At 40.7% G+C, this 24103-nt stretch carries 20 protein-coding genes; 18 read left to right on the top strand and 2 right to left on the bottom strand.

Annotated elements, in window-relative coordinates:
• The first annotated feature begins 69 nt into the window (after window positions 1–69).
• From pheS to LQ226_RS08595, 3 genes are all read left to right on the top strand, one after another.
• Window positions 70–1104, top strand: coding sequence for a phenylalanine--tRNA ligase subunit alpha (gene pheS, locus LQ226_RS08605; RefSeq protein WP_231417410.1), 1035 nt, complete (start codon window positions 70–72; stop codon window positions 1102–1104).
• Window positions 1105–1117: 13 nt separating this feature from the next.
• Window positions 1118–3550 carry a phenylalanine--tRNA ligase subunit beta gene (pheT, locus tag LQ226_RS08600; RefSeq protein ID WP_231417409.1) on the top strand — a complete coding sequence of 811 codons (2433 nt, stop codon included), beginning with the start codon at window positions 1118–1120 and terminating at the stop codon, window positions 3548–3550.
• A gap of 278 nt (window positions 3551–3828) precedes the next feature.
• The gene (locus tag LQ226_RS08595) at window positions 3829–4653 is read left to right on the top strand and encodes a YitT family protein (RefSeq protein WP_231417408.1); all 825 of its coding nucleotides are present in this window, start codon (window positions 3829–3831) and stop codon (window positions 4651–4653) included.
• An 84-nt stretch (window positions 4654–4737) separates the two neighbouring features.
• On the opposite strand, the gene LQ226_RS08590 is transcribed toward LQ226_RS08595, so the two are convergent.
• Complete coding sequence (locus tag LQ226_RS08590; protein ID WP_231417407.1) at window positions 4738–6135, bottom strand: alanine/glycine:cation symporter family protein; 1398 nt, start codon at window positions 6133–6135, stop codon at window positions 4738–4740.
• Window positions 6136–6258: 123 nt separating this feature from the next.
• Complete coding sequence (gene rnhC / locus LQ226_RS08585) at window positions 6259–7194, bottom strand: ribonuclease HIII (protein WP_231417406.1); 936 nt, start codon at window positions 7192–7194, stop codon at window positions 6259–6261.
• Between the two features lie 159 nt (window positions 7195–7353).
• Between rnhC and zapA the strand changes: the two genes are divergently transcribed.
• The 15 genes from zapA (at window position 7354) to LQ226_RS08510 (ending at window position 24102) form a co-directional block, all read left to right on the top strand.
• Entirely contained in the window at window positions 7354–7629 is a 276-nt protein-coding gene (gene zapA, locus LQ226_RS08580) for a cell division protein ZapA (protein ID WP_231417405.1), read from the top strand.
• Window positions 7622–8170 (top strand): CvpA family protein, encoded by a 549-nt coding sequence (locus LQ226_RS08575; protein WP_231417404.1) that lies wholly within the window; start codon window positions 7622–7624, stop codon window positions 8168–8170. Before zapA ends, LQ226_RS08575 begins: the two co-directional genes overlap by 8 nt.
• A gap of 104 nt (window positions 8171–8274) precedes the next feature.
• Window positions 8275–9993 carry a DNA polymerase/3'-5' exonuclease PolX gene (gene polX, locus LQ226_RS08570; RefSeq protein WP_231417608.1) on the top strand — a complete coding sequence of 573 codons (1719 nt, stop codon included), beginning with the start codon at window positions 8275–8277 and terminating at the stop codon, window positions 9991–9993.
• A gap of 22 nt (window positions 9994–10015) precedes the next feature.
• Complete coding sequence (locus tag LQ226_RS08565; RefSeq protein WP_231417403.1) at window positions 10016–12370, top strand: endonuclease MutS2; 2355 nt, start codon at window positions 10016–10018, stop codon at window positions 12368–12370.
• 17 nt (window positions 12371–12387) lie between these two features.
• A complete protein-coding gene (locus LQ226_RS08560; protein ID WP_231417402.1) occupies window positions 12388–12792 on the top strand; it encodes a DUF350 domain-containing protein in 405 nt (134 codons plus the stop codon).
• A 299-nt stretch (window positions 12793–13091) separates the two neighbouring features.
• On the top strand, window positions 13092–14807 hold the full coding sequence (locus tag LQ226_RS08555) for a long-chain-fatty-acid--CoA ligase (RefSeq protein WP_231417401.1): 1716 nt from the start codon (window positions 13092–13094) through the stop codon (window positions 14805–14807).
• A gap of 134 nt (window positions 14808–14941) precedes the next feature.
• Complete coding sequence (locus LQ226_RS08550; protein WP_231417400.1) at window positions 14942–15532, top strand: fatty acid metabolism transcriptional regulator FadR; 591 nt, start codon at window positions 14942–14944, stop codon at window positions 15530–15532.
• A gap of 19 nt (window positions 15533–15551) precedes the next feature.
• The gene (locus LQ226_RS08545; protein WP_231417399.1) at window positions 15552–16325 is read left to right on the top strand and encodes an enoyl-CoA hydratase; all 774 of its coding nucleotides are present in this window, start codon (window positions 15552–15554) and stop codon (window positions 16323–16325) included.
• Window positions 16326–16342: 17 nt separating this feature from the next.
• Window positions 16343–17116, top strand: a complete 774-nt coding sequence (locus LQ226_RS08540; protein ID WP_231417398.1) for an electron transfer flavoprotein subunit beta/FixA family protein — start codon at window positions 16343–16345, stop codon at window positions 17114–17116.
• Between the two features lie 28 nt (window positions 17117–17144).
• A complete protein-coding gene (locus LQ226_RS08535) occupies window positions 17145–18125 on the top strand; it encodes an electron transfer flavoprotein subunit alpha/FixB family protein (protein ID WP_231417397.1) in 981 nt (326 codons plus the stop codon).
• A gap of 176 nt (window positions 18126–18301) precedes the next feature.
• Window positions 18302–18616 carry a thioredoxin gene (gene trxA, locus LQ226_RS08530; RefSeq protein ID WP_036784544.1) on the top strand — a complete coding sequence of 105 codons (315 nt, stop codon included), beginning with the start codon at window positions 18302–18304 and terminating at the stop codon, window positions 18614–18616.
• A gap of 157 nt (window positions 18617–18773) precedes the next feature.
• Window positions 18774–20582, top strand: a complete 1809-nt coding sequence (gene uvrC, locus LQ226_RS08525; protein WP_231417396.1) for an excinuclease ABC subunit UvrC — start codon at window positions 18774–18776, stop codon at window positions 20580–20582.
• A 281-nt stretch (window positions 20583–20863) separates the two neighbouring features.
• On the top strand, window positions 20864–22090 hold the full coding sequence (locus LQ226_RS08520; protein WP_231417395.1) for a hypothetical protein: 1227 nt from the start codon (window positions 20864–20866) through the stop codon (window positions 22088–22090).
• A 151-nt stretch (window positions 22091–22241) separates the two neighbouring features.
• Window positions 22242–23180 (top strand): NAD-dependent epimerase/dehydratase family protein, encoded by a 939-nt coding sequence (locus LQ226_RS08515; RefSeq protein ID WP_231417394.1) that lies wholly within the window; start codon window positions 22242–22244, stop codon window positions 23178–23180.
• A complete protein-coding gene (locus LQ226_RS08510; RefSeq protein WP_231417393.1) occupies window positions 23170–24102 on the top strand; it encodes a lysylphosphatidylglycerol synthase transmembrane domain-containing protein in 933 nt (310 codons plus the stop codon). Before LQ226_RS08515 ends, LQ226_RS08510 begins: the two co-directional genes overlap by 11 nt.
• Window position 24103 lies beyond the last annotated feature (1 nt).

Raw genomic sequence — 24103 nt, 5'->3', positions numbered from 1 at the left:
CGTCCCTTTTATAGGGAGGAGACTTTTTTATGTTCTTAAAATGACGATAGATTTAAGAGGAGGATTAAGATGAAAGAGCGTTTAGTAGAACTGAAAACAGAAGCCCTCGAGAAGGTTGCACAAGCTGAAGACACAAAAGCTCTTCAAGATGTGAAAGTTCAATACTTAGGAAAGAAAGGTCCTATTACCGAAGTTCTTCGTGGGATGGGGAAGCTTCCTAAAGAAGAACGTCCTGTTATTGGACAAATGGCTAACGATGTTCGTGAAGAGATCCAAGTAGCGATCGATGAGAAACAAACGAAAATGGAAGAAGCGGCTCTTGAAAAGCAGCTACAAGAAGAAACGATTGACGTGACACTACCTGGCCGTCCAGTACAAACAGGTGGTCCTCATCTTCTGACGAATTTAATCGAAGAAATTGAAGATCTGTTTATCGGAATGGGCTTTGAAATTGCTGAGGGCCCTGAAGTAGAAGCAGACTACTATAACTTTGAAGCCTTGAACTTACCAAAAGGTCACCCTGCTCGTGACATGCAAGATTCTTTCTATATTACTGAAGAGATCTTAATGCGCACTCATACCTCTCCTGTCCAAGCACGTACAATGGAGCAGCATAAAGGAAAAGGCCCTGTAAAAGTAATCTGTCCTGGTAAAGTTTATCGCCGTGACACAGATGATGCGACTCACTCTCACCAATTTACACAAATTGAAGGGTTACTTGTCGATAAGCACGTTCGAATGAGTGATTTAAAAGGTGTCTTAAATGCTTTTGCTAAGCAAATGTTTGGTGAAGAGCGCGAAATTCGACTTCGCCCAAGTTTCTTCCCATTTACAGAGCCATCTGTTGAGATGGATATTTCTTGTAAAATGTGCGGTGGTGAAGGATGTTCTGTATGTAAAGGAACTGGATGGATTGAGATTCTAGGTGCAGGAATGGTTCACCCGAATGTACTTGAAATGGCTGGCTATGATCCAAACGAATACACAGGTTTCGCCTTCGGTATGGGGCCTGAACGAATTGCGATGTTGAAATATGGTATCGATGATATTCGCCATTTCTACACGGACGATGTACGATTCTTGAATCAATTCCATAAGGCGTAAGGAGGAGAAAAGCATGTTTGTATCATTAAATTGGTTAAAGCAATACGTAGATCTTCAAGGGTTAACACCTGAAGACTTAGCTGAAAAGATAACAAAAACAGGTATCGAAGTTGAAGGGGTGGAACCTTTCGGTGAGCCAATCGAAAACCTTGTTGTAGGATATGTGAAAGAATGCGATCAACACCCGAACGCAGACAAGTTAAACGTTTGTCAAGTGGACGTAGGTGACGAGGTATTGCAAATTGTGTGTGGCGCACCAAATGTAGCCAAAGGACAAAAAGTTGCCGTCGCTAAACCAGGCGCTGTATTACCAGGAGATTTTAAAATTAAAAAAGCTAAATTACGCGGTGAAGAGTCTTCAGGTATGATTTGTTCCCTTCAGGAATTAGGCATTGATGAAAAGTACGTGCCGGCTGAATTTGCAGAGGGAATTTTCGTCTTTGATGGCGATCCTGAAATTGGGGCAGATGCTTCTTCCTTATTAAATCTGGACGATCTCATTATTGAGCTAGGACTTACCCCTAACCGTTCTGATGCCCTAAGTATGATGGGTGTTGCGTACGAAGTAGCAGCAATCCTAGACACGCCAATCCACTTCCCGGATGAAGAAGTGCAAATTATAAATGAAAAAGCTGAAGATGCTATTTCTGTATCCGTTAAAGACGGGGACCTTAATCCATATTATGGAGCGATGGTGGTTAAAAATATTCAAGTTGGACCTGCTCCTCTATGGATGCGTAATCGCTTAATTTCAGCTGGAATTCGTCCTATTAACAACGTTGTTGATATTACGAATTATGTTCTCCTTGAATATGGACAGCCACTTCATGCCTTTGACTATGATCGATTTGGAAGTAAAGAAGTAGTGGTTCGCCGTGCTACAGATGGCGAAACGATTAAGACGTTAGACGATGAAGAGCGCACGCTGTCTTCTAACCACCTTGTAATTACAAACGGCCAAGAGCCTGTTGCCATTGCAGGGGTTATGGGAGGAGCTGACTCTGAGGTTCATGAAGGAACGACTACTGTTCTTTTAGAAGCAGCTTACTTTGATCCTCAAGCTGTTCGTTCAGCGGCTAAAGACCATGGTTTACGAAGTGAGGCTTCCGTTCGATTTGAGAAAGGTGTCGATCCTGACCGTGTTCAACGTGCGGGTCTTCGAGCAGCTCAACTTCTTTCTGAGTATGCTGGAGGAGAAGTACTAGAAGGCGTAGTTGCTTACGATGAATTGACTTATGAAGAGAAAACCGTAACCTTCACAACTTCTCGAATGAACCATGTATTAGGAACAGATATGAATGACGCGCATATTCAGGATATTTTGCGTAAACTTCAGTTCTCCTATGAACAAGACGGAGAAACCTTTACCGTAAACATCCCTACCCGTCGTGGGGACATTTCTCTTGTGGAAGATATGGTAGAAGAAATTGGACGTATGTTTGGATATGACAACATTCCATTTACGATGCCACAAGGGGCTGGAAATGCTGGTGGTTTAACAACTTATCAAGCATTGCGCCGAAAAGTGCGTCGCTACCTGGAAGGCGCAGGTTTATCTGAAGCTCTAACATATTCCCTTACGACAGAAGAACGAGCGAACATGTTAGTAAGTCCTGATGTGAAAGGTGAAAATGTTCGCCCTGTGCACTTAGCAATGCCAATGAGTGAAGAGCATAGTCATCTTCGACTTAGCGCTTTACCTGAGATGTTAGCATCCGCTTCTTACAATGTCGCTCGTAAACAAAAAGACGTTGCTTTCTATGAAGTAGGCTCCATCTATGTAACAGAAGAAGCCGTCTTAACCAAACAACCGGAAGAAAAAGAACGCTTAGCTGGTGTGCTGACAGGTAGCTGGTTAACGCATCCTTGGCAACAAGAGAAGAAAAATGTTGATTTCTATGTTGTAAAAGGAATCCTAGACGGATTGTTCGGATATTTAGACGTAGAAAACCAAATCTCTTATCAGCAAGGTCAAGTAGACGGAATGCACCCAGGCCGTACAGCTCTTGTTCAGTTGAATGGAGAAACTATTGGACACGTTGGCCAGGTTCATCCAACGCTTCAAAAAAGCTTTGATTTAAAAGAAGCCTATGCCTTTGATGTGGATCTTGAAAAAGTGTTTGAAGCGATTTCGTCAGAAGAGACGTATACACCAATCCCTCGCTACCCATCCATTAGCCGGGACATCGCCCTTGTAGTAGATGAAAGTGTAGCGGCAGGAGATCTTCGTCAGACCATTCTTGAAACAGGTGCTCCTCTTGTGAAGAATTGTTTAGTCTTTGACGTTTATCAAGGAGAACACCTCGAAGCTGGAAAGAAATCACTAGCCTTCTCGCTCCTTTACCTTGACCCATCTCGTACCCTTAAGGACGAAGAGGTAGAAGAAACGCACCAAGCCATTCTTACTAAAGTAAAAGAACAATACAACGCAGAACTACGTGCCTAAGCCTAAACCAAAAACTCCCTCTTTATCTAAAGAGGGAGTTTTTTATGTTCACCTTAATTCTTGATAATAAGTAGATAAAGAGAACGCTCGCATCCATTTTTGTAGTAAGTAATCTCAAATATGGAAAGCGAGTGGTTTCCACCCCCTCCTTACTCTCGGAAGATGGAAACAGAATCACCCTCTCGGTTGCCTATTCTTTCACCTAAAAGTTGGTACGGTTGCTATTCCGGTGGGGCATCCCCCATAATACAAATAAAAAGGGGAGAGGCGGTGATCAAGTGCAACATGTAAAAAACGTAGCACTCATACTAATCGGTTCCTTTATCTTCTCACTAGGAATCAACTACTTTGCCATACCAAATGGTTTATCAGAAGGTGGAATCATCGGGATATCAATTGTTCTATATTATGTCTTTGATTGGTCTACCGGTCTATCAACCTTTATTCTAAACACGATTCTCATCATAATCGGTTTTAAGTATCTGGATAAGAGAATGATGCTCTACACCTTCATTGGTATCTTTACAACGTCGTTCTTTTTATGGCTTACAGAACACGTAGGCACACCCATTGAATCGGATTCGTTATTAGCACCTATTTATGCTGGGCTCTTCGCAGGTGGAGGGATTGGATTAATCTTTCGTGCTGGCGGTACTTCTGGTGGGACCCAAATCATTTCTCAAATGATGAAGAAAAATTGGGGATGGAGCATGGCGAATGCAACTTTGTTAATTGACATGATTGTCATCGGAGGATCTGTCTTTGTAATTGGGCAGAAAAAAGCCCTATTAACCGTTATTGCGGTTTATGTAGGAGCACGTGCAATTGAGTTCATAGTGGATGGACTGAATATGCGGAAAGCTGTAACCATTATATCTGAAACTCCTGAGGAGGTATTAGAAGCTATTAATTCTAACGTACCAAGAGGGGTTACTGTATTAGAGGGATATGGAGGATATTCAAAAAAAGATAAAAAGGTCTTGTATGTGGTTGTGCATAAACAAGAAACGTTTAAGCTTCAAAGAATTATCAACGGAGTGGACGAGGAAGCTTTTGTTGTCATACACGATGTACGAAATGCGTTTGGTGGTGGATTCAAATAAGTAGAACAAAAAAGGCGAAAGACCTAGCGCTTTCGCCTTTTTCTGTTAACGATCATTTTATATCGATCGACATTCTATTTGGATCTACATACTTGGAGGGTCCTGATCTTGGAAAAGAGTAATTTTTGGCTTCGTATCTTTTCCTTTGTAGACCCTATTAAAGTAATCGTCCGTTAAGTCAATAATTTCTTTCCTCATAAAGAAGAGAGGGATCACGTTAAAGATCACGACAGCAGCTAACATTAAATCAAGGAATTGCCAGATGAACTCCAACCCTCCAATACCTCCTACAAAGACAGAAATGATATAGACGAAACGCATAATCCAAGACGCTTTTAACCCGAATAAATATTCTGCCTGTTTTTCCCCGAAAAATACAAGCACCCCTACAGTCGTTAATACGAAGAAAAGAAGGAAAAGGGAAATGAAGCCTCCTCCAAAGGTGTCCCCGTATACAGTTGATAATGCAATATCAATCATATTGGATGCTTCGTCTGAGGATTCCACTTGTGTCCATGCCCCTGATACCAATACAGTTAAACCTGAGACGGTACAGATGATGATGGTATCGATAAATACGCTGAACACACCCCAGAAAGCCTGCTTAGAGGGGTGATCTGTTTGAGCAGCTGCGTGTGTGATAGGGGCTGTTCCTAGACCCGCCTCATTGGAGTATAACCCTCGTGCAATTCCCCATCGAAGGGCGAGAGCAAATCCGGCACCTGCAAACCCTCCTGTTGCAGATATTGGTGTGAATGCATGCGTTATGATTAGATTAAAGACCGCAGGAATTTCTGAAACGTTCGCACCTATTACAATTAAACAAATCGTTAAGTAAGTAAGAACCATAAATGGGACAACTTTATCGGTTACGTTAGCGATCCGTTTGATTCCTCCAAATACAATAATCCCTACAACTCCCGTTATAATTAATCCTGTAATCCAACGATCCCATCCGAATGCTCCCTGCACTTGCGTCGTGATGGAATTTGATTGAACCATAATACTTGGTATGAGTTCTAGCATAAGTATAAAAGCGAATAAAAAGGCGACTACTTTCCAACCGAGAGCTTTTCGAATGTAATATTGAGGGCCCCCGACCCATATTCCTTCTTTATTTTTTTCCCGGTATTTCAACCCCATAGCGATTTCTCCGTATTTTGTAGCCATTCCAATTAATGCAATAATCCACATCCAAAATAAGGCACCAGGTCCACCTAAGTAAATACCGACTGGAACACCTACGATGTTTGTAGCTCCAGCAGTTGAGGCAAGTGAAGAAGTGAAAGCTTGGAAGGGAGTAATTGACCCCTTTTGTTTGTCTTTTTTGAAGATTTGTCCTGCAGTTTGATTGAGGATATGTCCGAAATGTCGAATCTGGAAAAACTTCAATCGAATCGTGAAAAAGAGGCCAACAAAAATGAGAAGCGCAGATAAAACATATTTCCATAAGAAGTTAGACAGCATAGGTAACCATTCCATTACATAATCTCCTCCAAAATAAATTTAATATGTTATATAATGGATTTATACCCTAATAATGTATATTGAATCTTTACCCAATAAAAAACTGCACCCTATAGGGTGCAGTTTTAATGTGCTGGACTATTTTATCCATTTATAGGCCTTCTCCGTATTAGCAAAGTGAACTTTAGCGAATTGTTCTAACACATCGGCTCCTTTTGTTTCAATAAGCTTAGCTGCTGCTTGGTCGACGCGCTTTGAAGCCCCTTTAGGTAAAGGCATACCAGCACGCTCAGACAGCTTATCCATTTGATGGACAAATGCTGTTCGAGCGATGATCGAAGCAGCTGCAACAGCGATGGAATAGGATTCGGCTTTTTTTAAGAAATACACATTGTCCTGAAGGGTTGCTTTCTCTGTGCGTAAGTGTTTTTCATAGACTGAGCGTTCAGCAAATTGGTCAATGACCCAGCCTTCAGGTTGATCGGGATTCATTTTCTGCAAGAGTTTGTTATAAGCATGGTGGTGGAGCATTGTTTTCATTTTCCCCTGTGACCATCCTTTTCTCTGCCACTGGTTATATTTATCATTGTGCAGGGTAACGAGAGAATAAGGGATATTCATTTTTACGATTTTACGAGCGATTTGCTCAATTTGAGGGTCTTTTAAACTTTTAGAGTCGCGAACGCCTGCAGCCTTTAATTGTGCGATTTGGTCTTCCCGAACATAAGCGCAGGCAACTGTAATAGGGCCGAAGTAATCCCCTGTCCCTGCCTCATCAGATCCCGCATGACTAGATGTGTAGAGGGAAGATGGTGGTGCGAATTGAGACTCAGTAGGAGAGGATTTGCTTGGCTTTTTTTGAGAGGGACTAGCTGTTCCCCACTTCCCTGCTTCTTGTTCATGATTAGGGCCCTGAAATAGCACTTTACCTGATTTATAAGCTGTAATCGAGCAGCCGTTTACTTTTGCGGCAAAGACAGCACCGGGCGGCGGGTTTCCCTTTAATGTTTTTTGATAATAGCTTTGCATTTTATATAATTGATTAGTTGGTAATTTAAGGACTGTTTGAGACAATCTGTACCATCTCCTTTTAAGAACGAATAGTCTCAGTATATCAAATTGGCGTCTAAAGCTGAATAATAGAGGGAATGAGAGGACAACGCTTTCCTTATTGAACAGCTTCATGTTAATATTAAGTTTAGGATTCTAATGTGGGTGAGGGGGCATATCTCTGTGTCGAATTCAGACAAAAAAAGAACAACGGTCGATATACATAATCGAACATACAAGATCGTAGGAGAGGAGCCATCGCACCATATACGCATGGTGGCTAGTCTGGTGGATCAAAAGATGAAAGAGATCCAGGAGTCAAACCCCAAATTGGATACTGCGCAACTTGCTGTACTAACAGCAGTTAACACCATGAATGATTACTTAAAGCTAAAAGAAGATTATACAAATATAGTTGAATCAAAAAGGAAAGAAGAGGATCGTTCAGACCATGATTGATTTATTATTATTAGGAATATTAGTTTTAGGAGTATTAATCGGTTTACGCAGGGGTTTTGTATTACAGCTCTTTCATATGACTGGATTTATTGTAGCTTTCATACTAGCTGTCGTCTACTATGATGATCTATCTCCGAAGTTACAGCTGTGGATTCCCTATCCGGAATTACCGGAAGGATCGAATTGGGCAGTCTTTGTAGAATCTCTTCCCTTGGAAAATGCATTTTACCATGCCATCGCATTTGCAGCGATTTTCTTTGCCGTAAAAGTAGTCATGCAAATCATCGCATCAATGCTAGACTTCTTAGCAGACCTTCCCATTGTTCATACAGCGAACGGATTGCTTGGAGGAGTACTTGGATTCATAGAAATGTATTTTATATTGTTTATCTTTTTATACATAGCGGCCCTTGTGCCAATGAATATGGTCCAAAATGCGGTGGAAGATTCATTTATCGCACAAACCATTGTAGAACACACACCTTTATTCTCTGGCCAGATCAAAGCGTTGTGGTTTGAGCATGTATCACCGCACCTCTAAAACTTCTCTAACTGGAGAAGTTTTTTCTTTACGTAACAGGGCGTATGGTTTCGATTAACTCATAAAAGACTGTTGTGATGAAATTATAAGAAGCAGGTGAAATGATGAAAGTAGATAAGAAGGAACTCGTTAAAAAATTGGAACAGATTGCTGTATACATGGAGCTTAAAGGGGAAAACCCTTTTAAGATTTCAGCTTACCGTAAAGCTGCGCAAGCATTAGAAAGTGATGATCGTTCTTTATCAGAAATTGATGATTTCACTAAAATGAACGGCATTGGTAAAGGGACAGCGGCAGTCATTGATGAATTTATAGAAAAAGGCGAGTCTGATACGTTAAATCAGCTGCAGGAAGAAGTGCCTGCTGGTCTTGTTCCTTTGTTGCAACTTCAAGGGCTAGGGGGTAAAAAGCTTGCGAAACTGTACCAGGAACTTGGGGTAACCGATGCAACGTCGTTAAAGACTGCTTGTGAGGAAGGGAAAGTGCAGGAACTCAGTGGTTTCGGAAAGAAAACGGAAGAAAAAATCCTTCAAGCTTTAGAAGATATTACAAAGCGCCCTGAACGACTTCCGATTGCAGTTATGCTACCATTGGCAAAGAAGATTGAAAGCTATCTTGATGAGATGAATGCCATTGAACAATATTCAAGGGCTGGAAGTTTAAGAAGAATGAGAGAAACCATTAAAGACTTAGACTTTATTATAGCTACAAAAGATTATGAGGCAGTAAGAGAGCAACTGCTTGAAATTGAAAATGTGAAAGAAATTATTGCTAAAGGGGATACGAAGGTATCGCTTTTATTAGCTGAGGGCTATGATATAGCTGTAGATTTCCGTCTTGTCGCACCTGATGAATTTGCGACTACCCTCCATCATTTTACGGGATCAAAGGATCATAATGTAGCTATGCGTCAGCTTGCTAAAGAACAAGGAGAGAAGATTAGCGAGTATGGTGTTGAGAATACGGAAACAGGAGAAGTTAAAACGTTTCAATCGGAACAAGAATTCTTTGCTCATTTTAACCTGAACTTTATTCCACCAGAGGTAAGGGAACAAACAGGAGAAGTGGAATCGTTCAAAGAGCCGATTCAATTGCTTGAACACAAGGATATACGTGGAGATCTGCATATGCACTCGGCTTGGAGTGACGGAGCGCAGTCCATTCGTGAAATGGCAGAAAGAGCAAAAGAAAAAGGATATGAGTACATCGCAATCACAGATCACTCTAAGTACTTACGCGTTGCTAATGGATTAAACGAAGATCGACTCAGAAAGCAACGTGAAGAAATTGAGAAAGTAAACGAAACCATGAAAGATTTCCATATCTTTGCCGGAATTGAAATGGACATCTTACCGGATGGATCGTTGGATTTTTCAAACGAGTTCTTGAAGGAAATGGATTTTGTCATTGCGTCGATTCATTCTAACTTCTCACAGCCAAAAGAAACCATTATGAAGCGTCTAAGAACAGCTCTTGAGTGTCCTCACGTCCATTTAATTGCTCATCCTACAGGTCGGCTGATCGGTAGAAGGGATGGGTATGAAATCGATATGGAAGAACTCATTCAAGGTGCTAAAGAAACGAACACAGCGCTTGAATTGAACGCTAACCCCAATCGTTTAGACCTTGCTGCTTCTTATATAAGACAAGCTCAGGAAGAAGGAGTGCGTATTGCCATTAATACAGACGCCCATAATTATTCAATGCTCGAAGATATGGAAGTAGGGGTTGGCATTGGTCGTAAAGGCTGGCTTAGGAAAGATACAGTATTAAACACGTGGACGGTTGATCAATTAAAAGCGTTTATGAAAGAAAACAGGTAATGAATAAAAGGGGTTCACAACGATGAATGAACGAATCTATCATGTTTTAGAATATAATAAAATGATTGAACAATTAGCAGAACAGGCTTCGTCCTCCCTTGGTAAAGAACAAATCTTAAAACTAAAACCATCTATTGAGGTTGAAGAGGTTCAGAAATGGCAAGCAGAAACGGATGAAGCAGCACATGTACTACGTTTAAAAGGGCACGCGCCACTTGGTGGGGTTTTCGATATTCGTCCTCACGTAAAGCGTGCGGCTATCGGGGGCATGCTGCAACCTGAAGAGTGTTTGGATATTGCGAGTACTCTATATGGAAGTAAGCAAATGAAAACGTTCATTGAAGACATGGACGTGGAAGAAGACTTAATGATACCGATCTTGCAAGAAATGGCTGAACAAATTGTGCCACTAAATGATTTAGAACGCTCGATTCGAAATCGTATTGACGATCACGGTAAAGTAATGGATGGAGCTAGTGATAAATTACGCACACTCCGTTCAAAAATTAGAACGACAGAAAATAAAGTACGTGACAAGCTGGACGGGTGGACTAGGTCAAAAAGTAAAATGCTTTCTGATGCCATTATCACCATCCGAAATGATCGTTATGTATTACCTGTGAAGCAGGAATACAGAGGTTCTTTTGGAGGGATCGTACACGACCAATCTTCCTCTGGAGCTACGTTATTTATTGAGCCTCAAGCAGTAGTAGAATTGAATAATCAACTGCAAGAAGCCCGCGTTCAGGAAAAGCATGAGATTGAACGGATTCTAATTGAATTGTCAGAACGTATTGCAGCCGATGAAGATTACCTGTATCAGAATGTAAAGGTACTGGCAAAACTGGACTTTATGTTTGCGAAGGCTCGCTTTGGTAAGACAATGAGAGCAGCTAAGCCAACCATTAATGACCAAGGGATCATTAAAATGAAGCAAGCACGCCACCCTTTAATTCCAGAAGATGAAGTAGTGCCAAATGACGTGGAGCTTGGCGAGGATTTTACATCAATTGTGATCACAGGTCCCAATACGGGTGGTAAGACCGTCACATTGAAAATGGTCGGATTATGCCAGCTGATGGCTCAAGCTGGGTTACAAATACCTGCACAAGATGGCTGTCAACTTACTGTCTTTGAAAATATCTTTGCTGATATTGGAGATGAACAGTCCATTGAGCAATCCTTAAGTACATTTTCTTCTCACATGACGAATATCGTGGACATCTTACAAAAAGTCGACCATAAAGGCTTGGTGCTATTTGATGAATTAGGCGCAGGAACAGACCCGCAAGAAGGTGCCGCTTTAGCCATGTCCATTTTAGATGATGTAGTCGGAAGAGGGGCAAGAGTCATAGCAACCACCCACTATCCTGAGCTAAAAGCCTATGGATTTAACAGAGATGGTGTTGTCAATGCTTCTGTTGAATTTGATGTAGAAACATTAAGACCGACATATCGTTTACTTATTGGCGTACCTGGGCGGAGTAATGCTTTTGAAATCTCTAGAAGATTGGGGCTAGAAGAAAGCATTATAACCACAGCTAAAGGCCATATGGGAGCCGATTCAGAAAGTGTCGAAAACATGATCGCTTCCCTTGAAGAGTCTAGACGTGGAGCCGATCGTGATTATGAAGAAGCTGAGGAATTGCTCCAAGAAGCTCAAAACCTGCGTAATGAGTTAGAGCAAAAATGGGCAGAGTTTGAAAGTAAACGAGAAGACCTATATCAAAAAGCCGAAGAAAAGGCGAAAAAAGCTGTCGATAAAGCGAAACAAGAAGCAGAAGATATTGTCTCAGAAATGCGTAATATGAAGAATCAGGCAGAGCTTAAGGAGCATGAGTGGATTGAAGCTCGTAAAATGCTTGATGAGGCACAGCCGGAACTAGCTAAGAAAAAACAAAAGCAGCCTGTGAAGAAGAAGGCTACTCAACCTACTTTGCAACCTGGTGATGAAGTAAATGTCCTCTCCTTAAATCAGCAAGGTCATATTATTGAAAAAGTAAATGATAAAGAGTTTCAGGTGCAGTTAGGTATTATGAAGATGAAGGTAAAAGCCAAAGACTTGGAGTTCGTGAAACGCGAAGAGCCTTTAAAACAAAAGCCGATGGCAACTGTGAAAGGGTCAAGTCACCATGTGAAACCGGAACTTGATCTTCGAGGAGAGCGTTATGAGGAGGCTTTACATCGTTTGGAGAAGTATGTGGATGATGCCATTTTAGCTGGGTATAAAACGGTTCATATTATTCACGGAAAAGGAACAGGTGCTCTCCGCAAAGGTGTAGAAGAATTCGCAAAGCGCCACAGATCGATTGCAGGTGCACGATCTGGAGGTATGAACGAAGGAGGCGGCGGCGTTACCGTCTTTGAATTACGCTAATAAGGGGAGAGAAATAAATGGACTTTTGGGAGCATGCCCTTGTAGAGACAGCAGCACGTTATAGCGTTGCTGTTCTCTGCGCTGTTTTATTTCTTGCTATCTTTGAAGTGGTGACGAAATATAACAACTGGGAACATATAAAGAAAGGGAATTTTTCAGTAGCAATGGCTACAGGAGGTAAGATCTTTGGGATCTCAAACATTTTCCGCTATTCGATTCAGCACAATGATTCTCTGTTAGAAATGATCGGCTGGGGGTTCTTTGGGTTTGTACTGCTATTATTTGGTTATTTTATATTTGAATTCCTTACCCCAAGCTTTCGAATTGATGATGAGATTGAACAGGACAACCGGGCTGTAGGGTTTATCTCCATGGTCATTTCAGTTGGATTATCCTTTGTCATAGGAGCAAACATTAACTAAGGGAGAGAATCAGATGGAAACTTTAGCGAAAGTTTTAGGCGTCGTTTCCGCTGCCTTTATCATCGTAGGAATTATATATATCGTGTTTTTCGTTTAATATTGAACTCCCACTGGCTATTCAGCGTCAAGTGGGAGTTCTTTTTATGAACAGTCAGGTCAATTCATTACTGAGTCAATCTTTAGCTACAGCACATTGAATGTAGGTCTTTCAATTAAATTTTCTAAATTATCTTTCAATTTAAGCAGGACTATCGTTATAATATAGGTAAGAAGTCTAATTTTATTCGAGGGGGTTAGGTATGAGCGAATTACATGCAGTAGATCAGCGCCCATGGTTAAAACATTATCCAGAGGAGATCCCAACATCGATCGAGTACGATGAAAAGCCTATCCATCAATTCTTGAAGGAAAGTGCTCTTCAATACCCAAAAAAGAAAGCGCTTCATTTTATGGGCAAAGAGATATCGTATGATTCTTTATACTCAGAGGTTCAGCAATTTGCCAGTTACCTTCAGTATTTAGGGTTGAGAAAAGGGGACCGTGTTTCCATCATGCTCCCGAACTGTCCGCAGTCTGTAATTGCTTATTATGGTATTTTACAAGCTGGCGGTGTGGTGGTTCAGACAAATCCGCTTTATGTGGAGCGTGAGCTTGAGTATCAGATGAAAGACTCAGGTGCGAAGATGATCGTTTGTTTAGATGTCTTGTACCCGAGAGTCACTAACATAAAAGGGAAAACGGATCTCGAACACGTGATTGTAACTGGGATTAAAGATTATTTACCATTTCCTAAAAACGTGGTGTACCCGTATATTCAGAAGAAGCAGTATGGTTTAATTGTGCGTCCTGAACACGGAGGAGACACCCATGTGTGGGAAGATCTAATGTTAGATGCATCTGGAATCGTTCATGAAGTAGATATAGATCCTAAAGAGGATGTAGCCATCCTTCAGTATACAGGGGGGACAACAGGATTCCCTAAAGGGGTCATGCTTACCCACTATAATTTAGTTTCGAATACTCAAATGTCTGATGCCTGGTTGTATAAGGCGAAAAAAGGCGAAGAAATCATATTAGGTATTCTTCCGTTCTTCCATGTATATGGGATGACCTCCGTTATGAATTTATCAATTATGCTGGGTAATAAAATGATTTTACTTCCAAAATTCGAAGTAGAGGACGTGTTAAAAACGATTCAGAAACAGCGTCCAACTTTATTCCCAGGTGCCCCGACAATTTATATTGCTTTACTAAATCATCCTTCTTTACAAAAGTATGATTTATCTTCCATTGAGGCATGTATTAGCGGGTCGGCTCCTCTTCCTGCAGAGGTGCAGGAACAATTTGAGCGTGTGACAGGTGGGAAGTTAGTTGAAGGATATGGTCTTTCGGAGTCTTCGCCAGTTACACATTCCAACTTTGTTTGGGAGAAGCGGGTAAGTGGAAGTGTTGGTGTCCCTTGGCCTGATACTGATGCCAAAATCTTTAAGCCTGAAACGACAGAAGAAGCAGAACCTGGTGAAATTGGAGAAATAGCTGTCTTTGGCCCGCAGATCATGAAAGGGTATTGGAATAAGCCTGAAGAAACAGCTCAGGTGCTCCGTGAGGGATGGTTGTTGACGGGTGATTTAGGCTACATGGACGAAGAAGGGTATTTTTACATTGTAGATCGAAAAAAAGATATGATTATTGCTGGGGGATACAATATATATCCTCGTGAAATAGAAGAAGTCCTATATGAACACGAGGCTATTCAGGAAGTAGTCGTAGCAGGTGTGCCCGATCCTTATAGAGGCGAAACGGTTAAAGCCTATGTGGTCTTAAAAGAGAATAAAACCTTGACTGAGGAAGAACTTGACGCCTACAGCCGTAAGCATATTGCCGCTTATAAAGTACCACGAATCTATGAATTCAGAACAGAATTGCCTAAGACAGCTGTCGGGAAGATCTTACGTCGTTCCCTCGTAGATGAAGAGAGAGAAAAGCTTGCCCAATCAAACAAAACGACTAGTTGAGCCCCTGGCTCTTTTTTCTTTGGGATGAGTTTGGATAAGCCCTTTATATTAAGATTGACAGAAGTCAAATCGTTTTGTAGAATGAAGATGAATGAATAGTCATTCATTTTACAAAGCATAGTTAGGGGATCCACATGAACAAAAATCGACCAAAGTACAAACAGATTATTGATGCAGCAGTAGAGGTCATCGCCGAAAATGGCTATCATTCCTCGCAAGTTTCTAAAATCGCCAAAAAAGCCGGAGTGGCTGATGGTACGATTTATCTTTACTTTAAGAATAAAGAAGACATCCTCGTTTCATTGTTCCAAGAAAAAATGGGGCAATTTATCGAAAAAATAGAGGAAGATATAAAAACAAAGTCGAATGCTAAAGAGAAGCTACTTGCAATGATTAAAACTCATTACGGGTTGCTATCCGAAGATCACCATTTAGCAATCGTTACGCAGTTAGAGTTAAGACAATCAAATAAAGATTTACGTTTAAAGATTAACGATGTGCTAAAGAGATACCTCTTAGTCATTGATCACATCGTAGAGGATGGAAAGGCAGAAGGACTTTTTCATGAATCCCTTGATTTGCGTCTCGTTCGTCAAATGGTCTTTGGTACATTAGATGAGACGGTGACGAATTGGGTTATGAATGATCAGAAGTACAGCCTGACCGATCAAGCTGAAGAAGTGCATGAACTATTAATTCATGGACTTACTATACATGCTAAGTAAGATTAGGAGGGAGCGTTATATGGATTATTTACAGTTAGAATCCACAGATGGTGTGGCCGTCATTACGATTCAAAGCCCACCAGCTAATGCATTAGCAAGTTATATTTTAAAAGATCTTGCCTCAGCTTTTGATGAGATTGAGGCAGATCCTTCCTTAAAAGCTGTAGTGATAAAAGGGGAAGGGAAATTCTTCTCAGCTGGAGCGGACATTAAGGAATTTACGTCCTTTCAGAGCCAGGAAGATTTAAGCAATCTGGGTCGTGAAGGACAACTGCTCTTTCAGCGTATAGAACATTTCAGGGCGCCAGTCATTGCAGCCATCCATGGAGCAGCCCTCGGAGGCGGATTAGAACTTGCTATGTCTTGCCATATGCGAATTGTGACAGAAGATGCAAAGCTTGGTTTACCTGAACTCTCATTAGGGATCATACCTGGATTTGCAGGAACGCAGCGTCTCCCTCGTTATGTAGGAAGTGCCAAAGCCTATGAAATGATTCTTACAGGGGAACCGATTACTGGTAAAGAAGCTTATTCAATTGGGCTTGCTAATAAAGCGGTTACATTTGATGCTTTAGAAGAGGAATCTATGAAACTAGCAAAGAAAATGGCTGCTAAGAGTGGCCCATCTATTGAAGCTGTTATGCGATTAATCCCGCATACATTTACTTCTACTTACGAGCAAGGCCAACAAGAAGAAGCAAAGGAATTTGGAAAGGTATTCGGAAATGAGGATGCCAAGGAAGGCGTAAAAGCCTTTATTGAAAAGCGTCAACCAAACTTTAAAGATCAATAGTCTTAGGAGGTTATATCATGAACATTTATGTATTAATGAAGCGAACATTTGATACGGAAGAGAAGATTCAGATTGACGGAGGACGTATTGAAGAAGAAGGAGCAGAATTTATTATTAACCCTTATGATGAATATGCGATTGAAGAAGCCATTCAATTGAGGGATGAACACGGCGGGGAAGTTACAGTCGTTACGATTGGTGAAGAAGAGTCTGAAAAGCAACTTCGCACAGCACTAGCGATGGGAGCAGACCAAGCCGTCCTTATTAATACAGAAGAAGATCTTGAAGAAGGAGACCAATATACAACGGTGAAGATTCTGGAAGCTTTCTTTAAAGATAAAGAAGCAGATCTTATTCTAGCAGGAAACGTTGCGATTGATGAAGCAAGTGGTCAGGTAGGCCCACGTTTGGCTGAGCGTTTGAATTTCTCTTGTGCCACAACGATTACAGGAATTACTGTGGATGGCGACAAAGCTCAAATCGAGCGAGATGTAGAAGGGGATGTTGAAAAGCTAGAAACATCTCTACCGTTACTTGTAACTTGTCAACAAGGCTTAAATGAACCAAGGTATCCTTCTTTACCTGGTATTATGAAGGCGAAGAAAAAGCCTTTAGAAGAGTTAGAATTAGATGATTTAGATCTTGAAGAAGATGATGTAGAAGCAAAAACAAAAACGATCGAAATTTATCTTCCACCTGAAAAAGAAGCTGGTAAAGTATTAGAAGGTGAGATCGACGATCAAGTGAAAGAACTTGTTTCATTATTACAAAACGAAGCGAAAGTACTATAAATCGATTGTCAACGAAAGGGGAATCTTTATGAGTCGCAAAGTACTAGTAATTGGAGAAGTTCGTGAAGGGGCATTACGTAACGTTTCATTTGAAGCCATTGCAGCGGCTAAAACGATGAGTGATGGCGGAGAAATTGTAGGGGTATTATGTGGTTCAGATGACTTAACAGAAATGGGGAAAGAACTGGTTTATTACGGAGCAGATCGAGTTGTAACTGTTCAAAGTGACCAGCTAAAATCTTATACGTCAGAAGGATATAGCCAAGCACTTATGGCTGTTATTGATGACGAGAAACCTGAAGGAATCGTGATGGGGCATACGGCGATTGGGAAAGACGTAACTCCAAAACTTGCAAGCAAAATTGAAACCGGTCTCATTTCAGATGCGGTAGATATCGAAGAGACCGGAGAGAACATTGTATTTACTCGTCCAATATACTCTGGTAAAGCTTTTGAGAAAAAGATTATCACAGATGGTTTAATCTTTGCTACGATTCGTCCTAACAATATTAAAGCCCTTGATCGTGATGAAAGTCGTTCAGGAGAGGTTACGGCTAAAGAGGTCGATATTAAAGATTTACGAACGGTCATTAAAGACATTATTCGTAAGACTTCTGAAGGGGTCGATCTTTCAGAGGCAAATGTTATTATTGCAGGTGGCCGTGGCGTGAAAAGCGAGGACGGCTTCAAACCTTTAGAAGAACTTGCAGAAGTGTTAGGTGGGGCTGTTGGAGCTTCCCGCGGAGCATGTGATGCAGAATACTGTGATTACTCGCTACAAATTGGTCAAACAGGTAAGGTCGTTACCCCAGACTTATATATTGCCTGCGGTATATCAGGAGCTATACAGCACCTAGCGGGTATGTCAAATTCAAAAGTCATTGTGGCGATTAATAAGGATCCTGAGGCAAATATCTTTAACGTAGCTGATTACGGAATCGTTGGAGATCTATTTGATGTAGTGCCTAAATTGACAGAAGAGATTAAACAAATTAAAGTAAATGCATAAACAATTCTTGAGGTGCTGCTTGTAAGTGGCACCTCTTCCCTTTCGTAGCATTCATTTACGCATAAATGGATGAGAGAAGGAGAAGCTAATTACAAACAGATGATTAGCCAGAGAATTGTTGAAGTGGTATACTTTAACCATATTCGATTTAGATGCAATTGAGGAGGAATACATGTATGGCTATAACACATGCAACTGATCAAAACTTCGCACAAGAAACAGGCGAAGGTTTAGTATTAGCAGACTTCTGGGCTCCGTGGTGCGGACCTTGTAAAATGATCGCTCCAGTTCTTGAAGAAATGGATGCTGAAATGAACGACCAAGTAAAAATCGTTAAACTAGACGTTGACGAAAACCAAGAAACAGCTGGGAAATTCGGTGTTATGAGTATCCCAACGCTACTTCTTTTCAAAGACGGTAAAGTCGTTGACCAAGTTGTTGGTTTCCAACCAAAAGAGCAACTTGTAGAATTAGTAAACAAACACGCATAAGCGTAACTTAAAAACAGCCTGAGCGATCAGGCTGTTTTTTTCAATAATAGATACCTATTGGATGATTTCTCGCGGCACATTCATGGTGTTAAGTGGGAGGCATAATAGGGAAGAAGGGTTGTAACTATCGTTTTGTAGTTTGGGAGAGTGATGAAACGTGTCTGATAACATCAAAGAAAAACTCGCTGTCCTTCCAGATCAGCCTGGATGTTATTTAATGAAAGACAAGCATGGGACCGTTATTTATGTAGGAAAATCAAAGGTGTTAAAGAATCGTGTTCGCTCCTATTTTACAGGAGCCAATGACGCTAAAACTCAGCGCCTCGTAACAGAAATTGTGGACTTCGAGTATATCGTGACTTCTTCTGAGATTGAAGCACTTATTCTTGAAATGAATTTAATTAAGAAGTATGACCCTAAATACAATGTTTTATTGAAGGATGATAAGACATATCCCTACTTAAAAATTACTGCAGAAAGACATCCCCGCTTAATTGTTACCAGAAAAGTAAAAAAAGATAAAGGCAAATACTTTGGTCCATACCCAAATGTAATTGCAGCGCGAGAAACGAAACGTCTGCTTGATCGTTTGTATCCATTAAGGAAATGCAATACGATGCCTGATCGGGTTTGTCTTTACTATCATATGCACCAATGTCTCGGACCTTGTGAGTATACGGTGACGAAACAACAGAATCAAGATATTGTAAATGAGATTGCCCGTTTTCTCAGTGGAGGTTTTAAAGAGATCAAACAAGATCTTCAATCAAAAATGTACAAAGCTTCTGAAGACTTAGATTTTGAGCGGGCTCAAGAGCTACGCGATCAAATTCAACATATTGAATCTGTTATGGAACAGCAGAAGATGACGTTAAATGATCAAGTTGATCGTGACATATTCGGATATTCCTATGATAAAGGATGGATGTGCGTTCAGGTGTTCTTTGTACGTCAAGGTAAACTTATTGAGAGAGACGTTTCGATTTTCCCGTTTTTTGATGATGCAGAAGAGACATTCCTAAGCTTCATCGGTCGATTCTACCTTCACCAGAATCATCCGAAACCAAAGCAAGTGCTCGTTCCGGTAGGAGCTGATCGAGAGGCTCTTAAGGAATTACTAGAGGTCGACGTTACCATTCCAATGAGAGGCCGGAAAAAAGAACTTGTAGAATTGGCGATGAAAAATGCTGAAATCGCCCTGCAAGAAAAGTTCTCTCTCATTGAACGGAATGAAGAAAGAACCATTAAGGCTGTAGAAGAACTTGGAGAAAAGCTCAATATTGAAACGCCTCATCGCATAGAAGCGTTTGATAACTCAAACATACAAGGGGCAGATCCAGTTTCTGCTATGGTGGTCTTTATTGATGGAAGACCGGAAAAGAAAGAGTATCGAAAATATAAGATACGGGACGTCGAAGGTCCAGATGATTACGATACGATGCGTGAAGTCATAAGAAGAAGATATAAACGGGTTATCCGAGATGGTTTACCTTTGCCCGATCTAATTGTCGTTGATGGTGGGAAAGGTCAAATGTCTGCTGCAACAGAAGTGCTCGAAAATGAGTTAGGTCTTGATATCCCGCTATGTGGCTTAGCCAAAGATGATAAGCACAGAACGAGTGAACTGCTATACGGTGACCCACCTGCAGTTGTAGAGATGGACCGTCAGTCGCAAGAGTTTTATCTCATCCAGCGTGTGCAAGATGAGGTGCACCGATTCGCTATTTCCTTCCATCGTCAATTACGTGGAAAAGGCGCTATCCAATCTGAACTTGATAAGATACCAGGAGTCGGAGAAAAGCGGCGTAAGCTTCTGTTACGCCATTTCCAATCTGTTAGACATATCAAAGAATCAGAAATAGAGGATCTAACCAAACTAGGAGTCCCGAAACCATTAGCTCAAACCATTCTCGAGCACCTCAACCAACCAGAGGATGAAGAAGTTGAAGAGGAAACATTAGAATAGATCAATAAGTGACAAGGCTCTTCCTCTGTTTGGGGAAGAGCCATTTTTATATAATGGCATTGTTAAAGTTGTTAATTGGCTAAGTGGAAAGCGTTCATTTCTAAAACCATCTTGTGATCAAACCAAAGCTAACGGAAACATTATCTCAATTTTGCACCTTCATGGTTTCGACACTTTAATTTTAATAATTGAAATAAATTCTCATTGACATTGAGAATCGTTCTCTATAGAATAAAACATGACATAATACTGAAAATCATTTTCATTTGGGAGGACTACATATGCCATTTAGCTTTAAGAAAACACTATTGTTCACAGGGTTATCGTTTTCACTAGTATTAGCGGGGTGTGCTGGTGATAGCGAAGGGGAAGATGAAACAGAAGGTACGAATTCTGATCAACAAGAAGAGGCCCAAGATACAGAGCAAGAAGATCAGGAACAAGAACAGAATCAAGAAGCCGAAACTGCATCAATTGAAGATCAGGTTCAGGCTTATAAAGATATTACAGCTGAGTTAGATAAGATGAAAGAAGACCAAGAAGTAAACTGGGACATGATTAAGGAAACGTATACTTCAGATCTTCAGCCTGTTTTAACAAGCGTAAATGGTGAGTTTGACCAGGCGATCACAGCTGCTATTGCAGCAGGAAAAGATGGGTCTTTAGAACAAAATGCAGCCCGACAAATCATTGATAAAACGACGCAGTCTTATTTCTATCAGAAACAAAAGAGTATGCATGGCGACATTGCTAAAGAGTTAGAAGAAGGCACGAAAGAAAAAGCCCAACAACAGTTTGATCAACTAAAATTCCTTGCTAATGAAGTATTTATCCCAACTGCAGTTAAGCGTGACAGCTACTATGAACTAGAAGGGGACTCTAGTCTTGAACAGAATATTAATGCCGGCTTAACGACTCAACAAGAAGCAATTCAAGAAGGAAATGTTGATGATTATGGAGTTTATAAGCAAATCACAGACAAATCCATTTACCGCAGTTACTTCTTAGCGGCTCAATCCTATGCGGAAAAGATTGAGAAAGCAGCGAGTGAAGGTGCGTCGGATGATGAACTAACAGCTGAGCAAGCAGAAGCATGGGGATTCTATCAGGCTATAAAAGGATCACTATCTTCAGGCGACAAAGAAGCTGCTGAACAGATCAATACGTTATTCAGCTTGGATCAAACAGAACCAAGCACAATTAAAGCTAGTGAGGTCAATGACTTATTTGTTCAAGCTTTTGTAGGAAAAATCAAAGGTTATCATAGTGAAGCAGTTGAAGAAACTAAAGAAGGAAATATTACAAAAGCTCGTACGGAAGCACTTGAAGCGAATATGTTTACGAAAGCCATTGAAATGTCCATGAATGAAAGACTCGGAGAAGAGCAAACGAAAGAAACACTTCAAAAAGCAGAATCGTGGTTAGAGGCTATAAGCAACGAGAATGCTGAAGAAGCAGAAAAAATTGGTCAAGAGATTGTCTCTACTTTAGACAAACTCGTACAATAATCTTCTCAGATTTACCATCACACGGGAAAAAACCTGTAACTTGGATATAAGTTACAGGTTTTTTATTTGGACACTTCTATGAATGAAGACCCTATTCGAAACCTAGTCCAATTGTGATAAAATGAACAAGATGTCTTGATGAGGTGAGAATATGAACGTACTACTAACGGGTGGGGCAGGATTTATTGGTTCCCACTTAGCTGAGTCTTTACTGCAGGATGGACACAAAGTAACCATCATCGACAAATTTCATCCCTATTATGATTATAAACGTAAAAAAGAACAATTAGATCGCATATTTAGTTACGCAAATCTCACATTTTGCGAAAATGATCTTTTAGATAAAGAAAGTTGTGCACCGATTTTTCATCAATCCTTTGATGCTGTATTTCACTTAGCAGCTCTTCCTGGAGTCCCGTACTCATTTGAACAACCATTAGAATATGTAGATGAGGATATTAAGGCAACGATTAATGTCTTAACAATGGCTGGAGAAGCTGGCATTCCTCATGTTTTATTTGGTTCTTCTTCTTCGGTCTATGGAAACAGGGACGGAGAGATGAGTGAAGATTTACCGATCCAAACGGTTATGTCCCCATATGCAGCAGCAAAGGTAAGTGGGGAAGCATATGCGCATATGTATCAGCACGTCTATGGTTTCCAGTTGACCGTGTTTCGTTATTTCACCGTTTATGGGCCTTGGGGGCGACCTGATATGGCTATTCCAAAGTTTATTCAGGCGAACCTTAAAGGAGAATCTATAGACGTATTTGGAAGTGGGACAGCCAGGGATTACACCTATATCGATGATATTGTAGACGGAATGCGGTTAGCACTAGCACATAGTAAGGGGAATCAGATTTATAACATTGGATCTGGAAATCCCATTACGATCGAAGAACTTGTCCAAACCCTAAAAGAAATCTTTCCTGATATGAAAGTAAACCATGCCCCTTTTCGATTAGGTGATGTGAAACAAACGTGGGCTGATCTCACGAAAGCTAAAAGATTGTTAGGGTATGAGCCTAAACATAGCTTTGAAGAAGGGCTGAGAAAAACAGTCCAATGGTTTATTCGTCATGAAAGGTAAGCGAATTCTTAAATGGATGATTCGAATAGCTGGTGTTTTATTAGCAGGACTATTTGTGTACCTAACCATTCATTATTTTTCATTTGATACGGTTCTACAAGTAGCGGAAGAACTGTTAGCCTCTCCTGTTTGGTTAATGGTAATGGTGCTAACCTATGCATTTTCATTTTGGATTAAAGCATTTGTATGGCGAGAATATGTGAATGAAAAGGGGAGTCTCCTTCCATATTGGTCAGGAATTCATTACGCTCTTTTCATGAACCATATTTTACCTTTTAAAACAGGGGATGCAGTGAGAGCGGGTGTCTTAAAAGGGACGAAGTCGTTTAGTTGGGAGAAGAGTGTGAGTAGTGTAGTGGCCATGAGAGTCCTTGATCTTGGGGGTCTATTTCTTCTTGCGGCCATCGGCACATATCTATATATGAATACGCTGTTCTATATAGGGATTACAACGGTAGGAATCCTATTTGTTCTTGCTTTGCTGCTCCCCTTTCGTTTGAAGAAAATTTTAAATAAACGTTTTCTAACATCCTTCAGTCACTTTTCCTCAACACTACTTTCCAAAAAAGGTGTTCTTTTGTTTGGACTTATAGTGATGAGTTGGATTCTTGAAGGATTCATTATTTATAGTGTGGGACGGATTACTGTAGAGGATCTTGGTTTTTTTGAGTCCGTTTGGGCAACGTCTGTTGCAGTTGTAAGTGGTGTATTTCAAATTACTCCTGGTCATATAGCAGGCTATGAAAGTGTACAGAGCTATGCGCTGACATTTGTAGGTCTTCCGATTGAGACAGGGTATGCTATTGCAGTTGTTACACACGTATTTAAATTTATTTATGCTTACGTTACAGGTCTGATCAGTTTTTATCTGACACCTGTATCGTTCTCCGTAGTAAAAACATGGTTTAAAGGGAGGGAATAAA

The sequence above is a fragment of the Pontibacillus sp. HN14 genome (assembly GCF_021129245.1).
GTDB lineage: Bacteria > Bacillota > Bacilli > Bacillales > BH030062 > Pontibacillus.
This window is presented reverse-complemented; position numbering and strand designations above follow the sequence as displayed.